Source organism: Pseudomonas sp. HD6515, from assembly GCF_024971855.1.
In the GTDB taxonomy this organism is placed as follows: Bacteria; Pseudomonadota; Gammaproteobacteria; order Pseudomonadales; family Pseudomonadaceae; genus Aquipseudomonas; species Aquipseudomonas alloputida.
Genome location: NZ_CP079827.1, coordinates 4492077 through 4506800 on the forward strand (window position 1 = coordinate 4492077; position 14724 = coordinate 4506800).

A 14724-nucleotide genomic window follows, 5' to 3' on the forward strand; every position below is an offset into this window, starting at 1 on the left:
CGAATTTTCAGCTCATGGCCGCCCCTGACAATGCTTGCCGAATGTACCAGCCGAGTCAGATGAACCGCTGCCCCTCGAACGGGTTCCAGCTCTGCTGCCCTTTGGCCTGCTTCAGGTAATAGGCCCGGTTGGTCAGGAAACTGTACAGAAACGCAAACCCCATGCTGATACCGTTATCCAGAGGACGCGGGATTTCGCTGCCCGTCGCCACCTCATAGACGCTCAGCAGCAGCCCGATGCCGATGATGATGGCCAGCATGACCAGGTTCTTCTTCCACAGCCCCAGCACGAACCAATAGATCGGGCCGAAGAAAAAGGCTATGAAATTGTTGTTGATCAGCAACTTCTTCCCGAATGGCAAGGCGCGGAATGCGGCTTTGTAGGACTCGGAGGTGGGGGCGCCGTACTGATCGAAGAAGGCGAAACGCTCCCGCCATTTTGGCTTGAGGTTATCCGGGGATGATTGGGTCTGAGGGATGCCTTCCATTGGTGACTCCTGTGATTGTCGTCCGTGGGTTTCGAATAGCCGTGATCATGGCCGTTTCGGAGGGTAGATCAGCCTACTTTTGAGGGCAAGCTTGATCCCTGGTACAAAGCGAGAGCCAGCTCACAGAACGTTCAAGGCAAAAGTGGCCGAGCGTGTGCTCGCTGCTTTGCCGCGACACGTCTTGTGGGGCAAACCGAGATGAGCGACACCCTGCTATCAATGTCAGCTTTTCATGGAACCAACGTGGCAACCCGCGTCAACGCCTGGAGTCGCAGGACGCTACCGCGATAAGCCAATGCCATCCATGAACAAGGGGTTTAATGCGCGGGCTTGCCTGCAGGACAACCAGCACCGTGCGCCGATGAGATCAAGCGCTGAACTTTCGGGCCGCACAGCGGCCCCGTGCTTGGGTTACCATACCGCCCTTGCGCAACACCCATCACCCAAGCCAAGCCCTCGCTTGCTCGACTCGACACCAACAGGTCATCCATGCGTCTGTTTCATACCTCCGACTGGCACCTGGGCCAAAGCCTGCACGGCCAGGAACGCGACTTCGAACACGCCTGCTTCCTCGACTGGCTGCTCGGCCAGCTGCGCCTGCGCCAGCCGGATGCGCTGCTGATTGCGGGCGACATCTTCGACACCGTCAACCCGCCCGTCAAAGCCCAGGAACGCCTCTACGACTTCATCGTCCAGGCCCATGAGCAACAGCCCAAGCTGGACATTGTGATGATCGCCGGCAACCACGACTCCGGTTCGCGCATCGAGCTGCCCGCCGCACTCATGCGCCGCCTGCGCACCCATGCCCTGGGCCGTGTGCACTGGCTGGACGAGGGCCAGCTGGATGCCGAGCGCCTGCTGATCCCTCTGACCAACGGCCGGGGCAAGGTCGCTGCCTGGTGCCTGGCCCTGCCGTTCCTGCGGCCGGCCGAAGTGACCGGCCCGCAGCTGGGTGACGATTACCTGCAAGGCATCACCCAGGTGCACCAGCAACTGATCGCCGCCGCCCTGAAGAAACGCAAGAAAGACCAGGCGCTGGTCGCCATCAGCCACGCGCACATGGCCGGTGGCGCGGTGTCGGAAGACTCCGAACGCAGCCTGATCATCGGCAACGCCGAGGCGCTGCCGGCCAAGCTGTTCGACAAGGCTATCAGCTACGTCGCCCTGGGCCATCTGCACAAACCGCAGAAGGTCAACCGCGAAGAACGCATCCGCTACAGCGGCTCGCCAATCCCGCTGTCGTTCGCCGAAATCAACTACCCGCACCAGGTCCTGGAAGTGGAGTTGGACGGCAACGGCCTGGTCAGCGTCGAGCCACGCCCCGTACCACGCGCCGTGGCCCTGCAACGGGTGGGCCCGGCACCGCTGGGCGAGCTGTTGCAGCAACTGGCCGAGCTGCCCGTGGTCGACCTGCTTGAAGACCCCAACCGCCAGCCCTGGCTGGAGGTGCGGGTGATGCTCGACGAGCCGCAACCCGACCTGCGCCAGCAGATCGAAACCGCGCTTGAAGGCAAGGCGGTACGGCTGATCCGCATCAGCGCCGAGTACGCCGGCCGCAACAACGCCGAGGACGATGACCTGGCCTTTGTCGAGCTGGCCCAGATGACCCCGCAAGACCTGTTCAGCCGCGCCTGGGAGCAAGCCTACGGCAACCCCGCCGACGAGCAGGCGCTGGCCGACTTCGCCCTGCTGTTGCAGGACGTGCAGCAGGAAGAGGAACAGCCATGAAGATTCTCGCCATCCGCCTGAAGAACCTGGCATCGCTGGCCGGCCCGATCGACATCGATTTCACCGCAGAACCGTTGGCCAGCGCTGGCCTGTTCGCCATCACCGGGCCTACCGGTGCGGGCAAGAGCACCTTGCTTGACGCCCTGTGCCTGGCGCTGTTCGGCACCGTGCCGCGCCTCAATGCCATTGGCCGTGAGGCCAAGGTGCCGGACGCCGACGGTGACATCCCCACCTCCGACCCGCGCAACCTGCTGCGCCGTGGCACCGGCAGCGGGTTTGCCGAGGTCGATTTCGTCGGCATCGACGGCCGCCGCTACCGCGCCCGCTGGGAAGCCAACCGCGCCCGCGACAAGGCCAACGGCAAACTGCAGCACAGCCGTCAAAGCTTCTACGACCTCGACAGCGAGCAAGTGCTCGGCAGTGGCAAGAACGAATACAAGCAACTGGTCGAAGCCCGTCTGGGCCTGAACTTCGAACAGTTCACCCGTGCGGTGATGCTGGCCCAGAGCGAGTTCGGCGCGTTCCTCAAGGCCGACGACAAAGACCGTAGCGAGTTGCTGGAAAAGCTCACCAACACCGCGATCTACACCCGCCTGGGCCAGCGTGCCTTCAGCAAGGCGCGCGAAGCCGGCGAGGCGCACAACGCCCTGAAAGAACGCGCCAGCCATCTACTGCCGATGGCTGCCGAGGCCCGTACCGAGCTCGACCAGCGCCTGGAGCAGGCGCAACAGCAGTTCAAGGCCGACCAGGCCGGCGAGCGCCAACTGGAGCAGCAACGCAACTGGCTGAATGAACAACGCCAGCTACAGGCCCAACACACCGAAGCCAGCACCACGCTGCAGGCCGCCGAACTGGACTGGCAACAGCTGGCCGAACCACGCCTGGACCTGGCACGTCTGGAGCGCCTGGCCCCACAGCGTCACCAGTTCCACCGCCGACAGGCCCTGAGCGCACAGCTGGCGCCAGTGGCCGCGAAAATGGCCGAACAGCAACAGCAGCAAGCCGAACTGCAGGTGCGCACCCGCGAACTCGAACAGGCGCTGGACACTGCGCGCCAAGCGCTTGCCGACCGCCAGGCCCAGCACAGCGAGAACGCGCCGCGCCTGCGCCAGGCTTTTGCCGCGCAGGACAGTCTGGCACGCCTGGACCAGGAGCTGGCCGCCCAGCGCAGCATCAGCCAACAGGCCCAACAACAGGTCGCTGACGGCCAGCAGCAACTGCAGCAGCTGGAAGACAACCAGCAGCGCAGCGTGCAGCAACTGGCGCAGATCGACACCGCGCTTGCCGACAGCCAGCACCTGGCGGGCCTGGCCAATGCCTGGCACGCCTACCTGCCGCAACTGAAACAGGTGATGCTGATCGGTGGCCGCCTGACCAAGGGCCGAGAAGAGCTACCCGGCTTGCAGGCCCAGGCCAGCCAGGCCAATGCGCACCTGCAGGCCGAGCGCGACGCCTACGACCTGTTGTTCCGTGAAGCCAAGGCCGAACCCCAGGCCCTGGCCGAACAGATCGACCTGCTCGGCGGCATGCTGCAGGACAACCGCAAACAGCAGCGCGCCGTAGAAGAAATGTCACGCCTGCACGGCCGTGAACAGGAGCTGCGCCAGCAGCTGGATGCCCTGCGCGAACGGCAGCAGCAGGCCATGCTGCAACGCCAGCAACTGATTACCGAAGGCACCGCCGCCAAGGCCGAGCTGGAGGCCGCCGAGCAGGCGTTGATCCTCACCCGTCAACTGCTGGAACGGCAACGCCTGGCACGCACCACCAGCGTCGAAGAGCTGCGTGACCAACTGCGTGACGGCGAACCCTGCCCGGTCTGTGGCAGCGCCGAACACCCCTTCCATCAGCCAGAAGCGCTGCTGCAGAGCCTGGGTCGCCATGACCAGGCCGAAGAGCACGCCGCGCAGAAGCAGGTCGAAACGCTCAACAACAAGCTGGTGGAGCTGCGTACCCAGCTGGGTGTGGTCAATGCCCAGCTCAAGGACTTTCAGCAGCAACAGCAGCAACTGGGCGAACAGTTGCAACCGCTGGTGGCTCAGGTACAGGCACACAGCCTATGGCCAGCCCTCGCCCCGCAGGACGACAAGGCCCGTAGCACCTGGCTCGACAGCCAGCTGCGTCGCCTGGATGAAGAAATCAGCCAGGACGAGAAACGCCAGAGCGCCCTGCTGGCCCTGCAAAAAGACGCCGCCCGCCTGAACCAGCAATTGCAGGCGGCCCACGACGCCCAGCAACAGGCCCAACGCCATCTGGAGCAACAGCACCAGGCCCTGGCCAACGATGAGCAACTGTTGCAGCAAGGCCTGAACGACCTGGCCGGCGTACTGCCAGAGGAAGCGCTCAAGGCCCTCAACGACGACCCGGCCAATGCCTTCCTCGCCCTCGACCAGCAGATTGCCCAGCGCCTGCAGCAACTGGAACAGCGCAAGGACGAACAGGAAGAACAGCAAGCCCGGCAAGCCCAGCTGGACAAACTGCGCGATCAGCAACAGGCGCGCGTGCAAGGCCTGCAGCAGTTGCAACACACGCTCGCGGCCCTCGACGAACAGCGCCAGCAGGCCCAGGCGTCGCTCGGCGAGCTGCTAGGCGAACATGCCAGTGCCGAAGCCTGGCAGCAGCATATGGAAGCCACGCTGGAACAAGCCCGCGCCCTCGATGCCGACACCGCCCAGCGCCTGCAAGATCTGCGCACCCAAGGCGTGCAACTGGCCAGCGAGCTCAAGGCCAATACCCAGCAACAACAGGCACTGGATGCCGAATGCCAACAGTTGCAGGCCCAGATCGCCCAGTGGCGCAGCGAGCATCCGGAACTGGACGATGCCGGCCTCGATCGCCTGCTGGCCATGGATGACGCGCAAGTCAATGAATTGCGCCAGCGTTTGCAAGGCGCGGAAAAAGCCATCGAGCAGGGCCGCGTGCTGCTGCAGGAACGTGAGCAGCGCCTGCAACAACACGCCGCACAAATGACCGTGGACACCTCGGCCGAAGCCTTGGAACACGCCCTGACCGAGCTGCGCGGGCGGCTGGTCAACCATGAGCAGCAATGCGCCGAATTGCGTGCACAACAGGCCGACGATCAGCGCCGGCAGCAGGCCCACCAGGCGCTGGCGGCAGAAATCGAACAGGCCCACCAGCAGTGGCAACGCTGGGCCCGCCTCAATGCCCTGATCGGTTCGGCCTCCGGTGATGTGTTCCGCAAGATCGCCCAAGGCTACAACCTTGATCTGCTGCTGCACCACGCCAACGCCCAGCTACGTCAGCTGGCCCGTCGCTACCGCCTCAAGCGCGGCGGCAGCGCCCTTGGCCTGCTGGTGCTGGACACCGAGATGGGCGACGAACTGCGTTCGGTGCACTCGTTGTCGGGCGGGGAAACCTTCCTGGTGTCGCTGGCCCTGGCGCTGGGCCTGGCGTCGATGGCGTCCAGCACCTTGCGTATCGAGTCGCTGTTCATCGACGAAGGCTTCGGCAGCCTCGACCCCGAGTCGCTGCAACTGGCAATGGACGCCCTCGACGGCTTGCAAGCCCAGGGCCGCAAAGTGGCGGTGATTTCCCACGTACAGGAAATGCACGAGCGCATCCCGGTCCAGATCCAGGTGCGGCGCCAGGGTAATGGCCTCAGTGACGTGGAGGTGTGCGGGTGATCCTCTACTCGTTCCGCCGCTGCCCGTGGGCCATGCGTGCGCGCCTGGCCCTGCGCTATGCCGGCTGCGAGGTGGAAATCTGCGAGGTGGCGATGAAGAACAAGCCGGCAGAGCTGCTGGCCTTGTCGCCCAAGGGCACGGTACCGGTGCTGGATACCGGTGCCGAGGTACTGGAAGAGAGCCTGGACATCATGCGCTGGGCGCTGACGCAAAACGACCCGCAGGATTGGCGGCTACAGGCCAACCCTGCGGCTGCGCAGCAGGCTGAAACACTGATTGCACGCAATGACACCACGTTCAAGGCGCACGTGAACCTGTACAAGTATGCCGAACGTTACCCGGAGCATTCCCGCGAGCATTACCGCCAGCAGGCCGAGGCCTGGCTGGCGGAGCTCGAAGGCTTGCTGGTGGGGCGGGCTTACCTGCTGGCCGACCACCCGAGCATGGCCGATGCCGCGTTGCTGCCCCTGATGCGCCAGTTTGCCGGGGTCGAACCGCAGTGGTTCGCCGAGGCGGCTTATCCGCGTGTGCGGAGCTGGCTGGAGGGGTGGCTGGCTTCGGAGCTGTTCAGGTCAGTGATGGCCAAATAAGTTCACGCGATACCTTGCAGGAGCGGCCTTGTGTCGCGACAGGGGCCGCTCCTACAGGACACCGCACAAGGCTCAGTGGTGGTGCTTGCCACTCAGGGCCGCATGGAAATTGGCGCTCTGGCGCAGGTACTGCTCGGTGTAGCTGTGGGTGGCAGAAGCCTTGCTGCTGTCGGCATGGGCATGCGCTGGCAGTACGACCGATGCGGAAATGGCGGATGCGGCAATAACCGGGAAGAGATTGAAGTTCATCTGGGCTGACCTCGACGGCGGTGGTTTGACGGTGGCCCTTTTGGGCCTTGGGTCAAACTTACGCCGCCGAGGCCGCACGCAAAAATTCATTGCGGCAGTACCGATTATCACGCTGATCGATATCACTCGATGAACTTGAGGTCCGAGGGTGCATCCTGCTTCAGCGTCTGCACCGTCTCCAGCAGCTTGCCACTGCGCGGATCGCGACGTATCACCACGATCTGGTTGCTCTTCTGGTTGGCCACCAGCAGGAAGTTGTCACTCGGGTCCAGGGCAAACTCCCGAGGGTGATCACCTTCTACCGGGCGACGCTGCAGGAACGTCAACTGGCCGTCCTGCTTGCCCACGCTGAACGCCACAATTTCATTGGCTGTGCCACGGTTGCTCACGTACAGGAAGCGCCCGTCCGCCGACAGGTGCAAGCCACCTGCTGCCTTCGCTGCGGCCTCCTGGCGCTCGGTCAGGGGTAAGCGCTGGCGTTCAACCAGGTTGCCGTCCTGCACATCGAACATCACCACCTCGGCGTTCATTTCCAGGGTGAGGTAGGCGTGCCGGCCCTTGGCGTCGAACAGCAAGTGACGCGGACCGCTGCCCGGCGGCAAGGCCACGGACGCAGGTATCGCCGCTGTCAGCGGGTGGTCCGCACTGGCACCGTCGTAGCGGTAGATGAACACCTTGTCGGCACCCAGGTCGCTGGCATACAGGTGCTGGCCATCCGGCGACAGCACCAGCGAATGCACGTGGGCGCCGGCCTGGCGCTCAGGGTTGACCCCGCTCGCCTTATGCCGGGCCTGTTGCACCACGGGCTTGAGCGTGCCGTCCTTGGCCACCGGGATCACCACCAGGCTGCCACCGGGGTCGGGGTTGACCGCGTAGTTGGCCACAAACAGGTAGCGCTGGTCACGGCTGAGGCTGGCGTGGGTGGGCTCGTCGCCCTGGGTGACCACTTGGTTGAGCGGCTTGATTTCGCCGTTGCTGCTGATGCTGAAACTGCTGGCATGGCCCTGCGGGGTCTCATTCACCGCGAACAGCTGACGCTGGTCGGCCGACAGCACCAGCCACGAAGGGCTGACGCTTTTCACCACCTGCAGGGGCGTGGGGCCGATTTGGCCGGCCTTGTCGTCGAAATGGTAGCGGTAGATACCCTGGCTGGCGCCATCGGTGTAGCTGCCCACCAGCAAGGTGGCGGCGTGGGCAGAGATTGTCAGGCTCATCAGGCTAGCGGTCAGCAGGCTCGTCCAGGTCCGGTTCATCTTGGTCATCATCCGGGGCACGAAAGGCACTCATACAGACTAGCCGATGCTCGCCGTTGGCATCGTTGAGTTGCCATTCATCGCCGGTGGCGATAGCGGCGGCGACCTGTTCGGGGGTGAAGGACCAGCGGCGAAGCTGGCGGCCGTCCATGCATTCGACGGTGAGACCGGATGCGTCGGCGGTGAAATCGAAGGCATGCAGGCCGTCAATCAGGAGCATGTCGCAGGACTGCAGGGCGGTGGCGAGGGGGGACATGGGGGTACCTGTGGAAGATGTGGCGGCATTATAACCCTGGTGCTGCTTTGCAGCCCAATCGCGACACAAGGCTGCCTCCACACGGGAACGCGAACCTAGTGGAGGAGCGGCCTTGTGTCGCGATTGGGCCGCAATGCGGCCCCCTTGCGATTCAATGGGCGAAAATCGAGCCCCCCTCCTTGCCCACCATCTTCTCCGGCTTGATCAGGAACCGTGCCAGCGCCGGCAGCAGCCACAGTGCGCCAAACATGTTCCACAGCAGCATGAAGGTCAGCATCAGCCCCATATCAGCCTGGAACTTAATTGCCGAGAAGATCCAGGTGCACACGCCGATGGCCAGGCACAAGCCAGTGAACAACACGGCTTTACCCGTCGAGCGCAGGGTCTGGTAATAGGCCTCCTGCAACGGCAGCCCCGCACGCAGGAAGCTTTCCAGGCGGCTGTAGATATAGATGCCATAGTCCACGCCAATGCCCACCCCCAACGCCACCACCGGCAAGGTCGCCACCTTCACCCCGATGCCCATGTAGGCCATCAGCGCGTTGCCCAGCACCGAGGTCAGCACCAGGGGCAGCACGATGCACAGCGTGGCGGCGAACGAGCGGAAGGTGATCAGGCACATCACTGCCACGCAGATGTACACCAGGATCAGGATGGTCAGTTCGGCCGACTTGATCACTTCGTTGGTCGCTGCCTCGATACCGGCGTTGCCCGCCGCCAGCAGGAACTGCAGGCCTTCCTTGTCATGGCTGTCGGCAAACGCCTTGGCCACGGCGGTGACGCGCTCCAGCGTTTCAGCCTTGTGGTCATTGAGGAACACCAGCACGGGTGCCAATGAGCAGTCGCCGTTGTAAAGGCCGTCAGCCCGGGCGATGGAGTTGTTGAGGATGTCCGGGTTACGCGACAGGGTTTCCCATTTCAGGCTGCCCTCGTTCATGCCCTTGATCACCTGCTTGGAAACGGTGACCAGGGAAATCGCCGACTGCACGCCAGGGGTGTTTTCCATGGTCCACATCAGCTCGTCGATCGGCGCCATGGTCGAGTGGACCGAGCACTTCTCCGACGGCGTCTTGACCATGATCACCAGCACATCGGAACTGGTCGAGTAGTTGCTGATGATGAAGTTGTTGTCCTGGTTGTAGCGTGAGTCGGGGCGCAGCTCCGGTGCGCCCTGGTCGAGGTCGCCGATCTTCAGGTTCTGGCTGTACCACAAGCCCCCGGCGAAGGCGAGCAGCGCCAGCACCACCGACACCGGCGCTACCTTGGCACTGGCGAAGTTCGACAACAGGCGCCAGAACGGGTGCTCGCGGGTCGCGTCTTTCTTGCTGCGTTCGATGGCCTTCTTGCTGATGCCCACGTAGGAGATGGCCACCGGCAACAGGATCAGGTTGGTGAACACGATCACCGCCACGCCGATGGAGGCGCCGATGGCCAATTCGCGAATCACCCCGATGTCGATGATCAGCAGGGTAATGAAGCCCACCGCGTCGGCAAGGATGGCGATCATTCCCGGCAGGAACAACTGACGGAAAGTGCGCCGGGCAGCGGTAAGGGCGTTGTCGGCGTCACTCGACTGCAGGGCGATGCCGTTGATCTTCTGCACCCCGTGGGAAATGCCGATGGCGAAGATCAGGAACGGCACCAGCATCGAGTACGGGTCCAGGCCAAAGCCCACCGCATGCATCAGCCCCAGCTGCCAGACCACCGCCACCAGCGTGGTGATGAGCACGGCGACAGTGCTGCGGATGCACCAGGTAAACCAGTACAACAGCACCCAGGTGATCACCAGGGCGACGCCGAAGAACATCGCCACCATCACCAGGCCATCGATCAGGTCACCGACCTTCTTGGCAAAGCCGACGATGTGGATTTTTACATTGGGGTTCTGCGCCTGGAACTTGTCACGGATCTTCTCTTCCAGCAGGTGAGAGAACTGCTGGTAGTCCAGCTTCACCTGTTTGCCCGGGTCCTGCGGGTCGGGGTAGCTCTCCAGCAGCGGCACGTCGACGATGCTGGACTTGAAGTTGTTGCCTACCAGGCGCCCCACCTGGCCTGACTTGAGCACGTTGTCGCGCAGGGTATCGAGGCTGTCCTGCGACCCGTTGTAGGTGTTAGGGATGACCTCGCCACCGGAAAACCCCTCTTCGGTGACCTCGCTCCAGCGCACGCTGGGGCTCCACAGTGACTTCAGCCCGGCCCGATCGACACCCGGGATGTAGAACACTTCGTCATGGATCTGACGCAGGGTCTCCATGTAGTCCTTGTCGAAGATGTCACCGTTCACCGCCTCCACCGAGATGCGCACGGTGTTGCCGAGGTTGGCCAGGTCGTTGCGGTGCTCCATCATCTGCTCGATGAACGGATGCTGCAGCGGGATCATCTTCTCGAAGCTGGTGGAGGGGCGAATCTGCGTGGCCTGCCAGAACAGGAAAATGCTGACCAGCACGCACAGGGCGATGACCACTGGGCGGTTGTTGAAGATCAGGCGTTCGAGCAGCGTGGCCTTGTCCTGGTGATGCGGGTGCATGGCAATGCTCTCCCTGCTGGTCATGGGCGCACCTCCCGGGCCGCCTGATCAGCCCCTTCGGCGCTGGCCAGGTGTACACCCCCCTGCCCCACCAGCAGCAGGCCGCCGTTGGCCAGGCCACTGACGCCGGCCAGGGCCAGGCGGTCGGCACGGTTGTACACGCTGAAGGTCTGGCCGTCGTCCGTGCTGCGCAGCACGCTGCCACCATTGCCGACCAGCACCAGGCTGCCATCATCGACAAGCGTAGCGCCTGCCAGGCCGAACTCCAGGGTACCGCGCGCGGCCTTGAGTTCGATCGGCTGCCAGCTGTCACCGAAGTCGCTGGAGCGGAACAGGTTGCCGCGAAGGCCGTAGGCCAGCAGGGTCTGCGGCCTGGCGGTGCCGATCACGCCGAACAGCGAGCCCTCGTAGGGGCCCTGAACCTTGGCCCAGGTCTGGCCGTTGTCGGTGGAGCGGAACATGCCGCCCTGCTCACCCACGATGAACAGGCCGGCATCGCGCACGTGGGCGATACCGTTCAGGTGCAGCTGGTCCGGGTTGTCCAGCCGCTCGGCCACATCCTGCCAGTGCTGCCCACCATCGGTGGTTTCCAGCAAGGCACCATAGGCCCCCACGGCAAAGCCGTGCTGGGCGTCAAGGAAGGTGACATCGAGCAAGGGCGCTTCACGGGCGAGGTCTTCGAACTGCTTGCTCCAGGTGGCGCCGCCGTCGCTGCTGGCGAGGATCTGCGCGTCATGGCCGACGGCCCAGCCACGCTTGTCGTCGAGGAAAAACACAGCAGTGAGCAATTGCCGGGTGGGTACCCGGGCCTGGGTCCAGGTACTGCCTTGGTCGTCGGAGAACAGAATGTGGCCGCGATCACCCACCACCACCAGGCGCTTGCCGGCATGGGTGGCGTCGATCAACAGGCTTTGGCTGGCCCTGGCCGATTCGGTGGAGTATTCGTCGGCGGCCGCGGCCTGGGCGCTGTCTGCCCACACCCCTAATGCCAATGCCAGCATCGCGCTGGCTGCCCATGGCCAGGCACCACGCCTGGCTGGCGTACGCAACTGTTCCCTCATGACTGCCCCTTGTTGTGTTCTTTTTGGTGGGTCAATGCATTGCAGGCTTTGCAAAAAGCCTGATCTAGAGGCCTGCAATAGCTTGAGGGGATCGTAGCGGGGATGTTTGCGGGAAGACAACGGGCGGGGTGTTATGTTTTGTTGTCGGCAGGGGAAAGCCGGGGCCGCTGGGCGGCCCTTCGCGGGTAAACCCGCTCCTACAAGGTTACGTCCCCCTGTAGGAGCGGGTTCACCCGCGAAGGGCTGCAAAGCAGCCCCAATTCACAACAATTACGCCAGACTCTTGCTCACAACCTCATACACATCACTGGACAACTCACCCGAAGCCAGAATCCGCTCCAGCTCACCCTTCATCAGCGCCTGACGCGCATCGTCATACTTGCGCCAGCGGGTCAGCGGCGCCAGTTGCCGCGAGGCAATCTGCGGATTCAGCGCATTCAGCTCGATCACCAGGTCCGCCAGGAAGCGATACCCGGAGCCATCGGCAGCATGGAAGTTGACCAGGTTCTGCCCGGCAAAGGCACCGATCAGCGCACGCACCTTGTTCGGGTTCTTCAGGGTGAAGGCCGGGTGTTGCATCAATGCCTTGACCCGCGCCAGCCCACCCGGCAGCGTGCTGGCCGCCTGCACGCTGAACCATTGGTCCATGACCAACGGGTTGTCCTTGAAGTGCTCGGCAAACGCCGCCAGCGCTTTGGCGCGCTCGGCCTCGAACGGCGAGTTGACCAGTACCGCCAGCGCGGTAAGGCGCTCGGTCATGTTGTCGCAGTGCTCGAACTGCTCCAGGGTCGCCTCCAGCACCTGTTGCTTACCACTCTGCATCAGGTACGACAGGGCAATGTTCTGCAGGCTGCGGCGGGCAAAGTGCTTGGCCTCGGCCACATAGGCAGTACTGCGCGACACTGCACGGTTGGCCTGGTAACGCGCCCACAGGGCGTCGAACAAGTGTTCGGCGATCTGCTGGCGTGCGAACTCGCGGGCGGCGTGGATGGCGTCGACGTCGGCCACCTGGCTGATCTCGGTAAGGTACGCCTCACCTGGCAGCGAGAGCATTTCGGCCACCATGGCAGGGTCCAGCGATTCGTTGCCCAGCACAGTGCCCAGGGCGGTGATCAGGCGCTGGTCGAGCTTCAGGGCTTCACCGCGCTGATGCTGGCCGATCAGTTCCTGCAGTACCTGCACCGACAGCTGCTGGCCCGCTTCCCAGCGGTTGAAGCCGTCGCTGTCGTGCTGCATCAGGAACATCAGCTGGTCGCGGTCATACGGGAAGCTCAGCTTCACCGGGGCGCTGAAGCCACGCAGCAGCGACGGCAGCGGCTTGGCCTGAATGCCCTGGAAGGTGAAGGTTTGCTCGGCCTCGGTCACCGACAGCACGCGGCTGGTCCCTTGAGCGGCGTCTTCGCCCGCCAACTGCAGCGGCAGGTCATTGCCGGCGGCATCCAGCAGGCCGAGTTCCACCGGGATCACGAACGGCAGTTTCTCGGCCTTGTCCGGGGTCTGCGGGCAGCTCTGGCGGAACGTCAGGCTGTAGGTCTGCGCGGCGGCGTCATACGCCTCGCTGACCTCCAGACGCGGGGTACCCGCCTGGCTGTACCAGCGCTTGAACTGGGTAAAGTCGACGCCGTTGGCGTCTTCCATGGCCTTGATGAAGTCGTCGGTGGTTACCGCCTGGCCATCGTGACGTTCAAAGTACAGGTCGCTGCCTTTACGGAAGCCTTCGGTACCCAGCAGGGTACGGACCATGCGCACCACTTCGGCGCCCTTCTCGTAGACGGTCAGGGTGTAGAAGTTGGAGATTTCAATGAAGCTGTCCGGGCGCACCGGGTGGGCCATGGGGCCGGCGTCTTCGGCGAACTGGTGGGTGCGCAGGTAGGCGACGTCTTCGATGCGCTTGACCGTGCGCGAGTTCATGTCGGCACTGAACTCGGCATCGCGGAACACCGTGAAGCCTTCCTTCAGCGACAGCTGGAACCAGTCACGGCAGGTGACACGGTTGCCCGACCAGTTGTGGAAGTACTCGTGGGCGACCACCCCTTCGACGCGCTGGTGCGCAGCATCGGTGGCGGTTTCGGCGCGGGCCAGCACACAGCTGGAGTTGAAGATGTTCAGGCCCTTGTTTTCCATGGCGCCCATGTTGAAGTCGTTGACTGCAACAATCATGAAGATGTCCAGGTCGTACTCGCGGCCATAGACTTCTTCGTCCCAGCGCATGGACTTTTTCAGGCTGACCATGGCGTGGTCACACTTGTCGATGTTCTCGGGCTCGACGTAGATGCGCAGGGTCACCTCACGGCCGGACTGGCGGGTGAAGCTGTCTTCAACGCACCACAGGTCACCGGCCACCAGGGCGAACAGGTAGGCCGGCTTCATGAACGGGTCTTCCCAGGTCGCCCAGTGGCGGCCATCTTCGGCCGGCCCGCTGCCGATCGGGTTGCCGTTCGACAGCAAGACCGGGTAGCGATGCTGCTCGGCGATGACCGTGGTGGTGAAGGTGCTCATCACGTCCGGGCGGTCGAGGTAGTAGGTGATCTTGCGGAAGCCCTCGGCCTCGCACTGGGTGCAGAACATCTTGCCCGACTTGTACAGGCCTTCCAGGGCGGTGTTGCTTTCCGGGTGGATCTTCACGCTGGTGTCGAGGGTGAAGCGCTCGGCCTTGGGCTGCACGGTCAGGCTGTCGGCGTCGAGCCGGTAGTCGCCTGGCTGCAGTTCCTGGTCATCCAGCGAGGCGCGCAGCAGTTCCAGCTGCTGGCCATCGAGTTCCAGTGGCGGCAGGCCAGCACCGCGTGCCGGGTTGCGGCGCATGACCAGTTGCGCGTGAACCAGCGTGTGGTCCTCGAACAGCTCGAAGGTCAGGTGCGTCTCGTCGATCAGGTACTCCGGCGCCTGGTAATCCTTGAGGTAGATCACTTGCGGTTGTTCGGTACGCATGTGC

Annotated in this window: 10 protein-coding genes; 3 read left to right on the plus strand and 7 right to left on the minus strand. The window is 63.6% G+C overall.

Annotated features, from left to right (window positions below):
* Window positions 1-55: 55 nt before the first annotated feature.
* Complete coding sequence (locus KW568_RS20815; RefSeq protein ID WP_003247236.1) at window positions 56-487, minus strand: DUF2628 domain-containing protein; 432 nt, start codon at window positions 485-487, stop codon at window positions 56-58.
* 489 nt (window positions 488-976) lie between these two features.
* Here KW568_RS20815 and KW568_RS20820 point away from each other — a divergent pair, with 489 nt between their 5' ends.
* From KW568_RS20820 to KW568_RS20830, 3 genes are read left to right on the plus strand one after another with little or no spacing between them, the layout of a single operon-like run.
* On the plus strand, window positions 977-2215 hold the full coding sequence (locus tag KW568_RS20820; RefSeq protein ID WP_232861279.1) for an exonuclease SbcCD subunit D C-terminal domain-containing protein: 1239 nt from the start codon (window positions 977-979) through the stop codon (window positions 2213-2215).
* Window positions 2212-5856, plus strand: coding sequence for an SbcC/MukB-like Walker B domain-containing protein (locus tag KW568_RS20825; protein ID WP_004577429.1), 3645 nt, complete (start codon window positions 2212-2214; stop codon window positions 5854-5856). Before KW568_RS20820 ends, KW568_RS20825 begins: the two co-directional genes overlap by 4 nt.
* On the plus strand, window positions 5853-6446 hold the full coding sequence (locus KW568_RS20830) for a glutathione S-transferase (RefSeq protein WP_003247233.1): 594 nt from the start codon (window positions 5853-5855) through the stop codon (window positions 6444-6446). The genes KW568_RS20825 and KW568_RS20830 overlap by 4 nt, the downstream gene beginning before the upstream one ends.
* Window positions 6447-6518: 72 nt before the next feature.
* On the opposite strand, the gene KW568_RS20835 is transcribed toward KW568_RS20830, so the two are convergent.
* The 6 genes from KW568_RS20835 to pepN form a co-directional block, all read right to left on the minus strand.
* The gene (locus tag KW568_RS20835) at window positions 6519-6695 is read right to left on the minus strand and encodes a hypothetical protein (protein ID WP_003247232.1); all 177 of its coding nucleotides are present in this window, start codon (window positions 6693-6695) and stop codon (window positions 6519-6521) included.
* A gap of 122 nt (window positions 6696-6817) precedes the next feature.
* Complete coding sequence (locus KW568_RS20840) at window positions 6818-7948, minus strand: lactonase family protein (RefSeq protein ID WP_004577428.1); 1131 nt, start codon at window positions 7946-7948, stop codon at window positions 6818-6820.
* Window positions 7914-8204: a DUF5629 family protein gene (locus tag KW568_RS20845; protein WP_004577427.1), complete on the minus strand. Its 291-nt coding sequence runs from the start codon at window positions 8202-8204 to the stop codon at window positions 7914-7916. Before KW568_RS20845 ends, KW568_RS20840 begins: the two co-directional genes overlap by 35 nt.
* Window positions 8205-8355: 151 nt before the next feature.
* On the minus strand, window positions 8356-10755 hold the full coding sequence (locus tag KW568_RS20850) for an RND family transporter (protein WP_003247228.1): 2400 nt from the start codon (window positions 10753-10755) through the stop codon (window positions 8356-8358).
* Window positions 10752-11792, minus strand: coding sequence for a YCF48-related protein (locus KW568_RS20855; RefSeq protein ID WP_004577426.1), 1041 nt, complete (start codon window positions 11790-11792; stop codon window positions 10752-10754). The genes KW568_RS20850 and KW568_RS20855 overlap by 4 nt, the downstream gene beginning before the upstream one ends.
* Window positions 11793-12062: 270 nt before the next feature.
* Window positions 12063-14720: an aminopeptidase N gene (gene pepN, locus KW568_RS20860; RefSeq protein WP_004577425.1), complete on the minus strand. Its 2658-nt coding sequence runs from the start codon at window positions 14718-14720 to the stop codon at window positions 12063-12065.
* Between the last annotated feature and the right edge of the window lie 4 nt (window positions 14721-14724).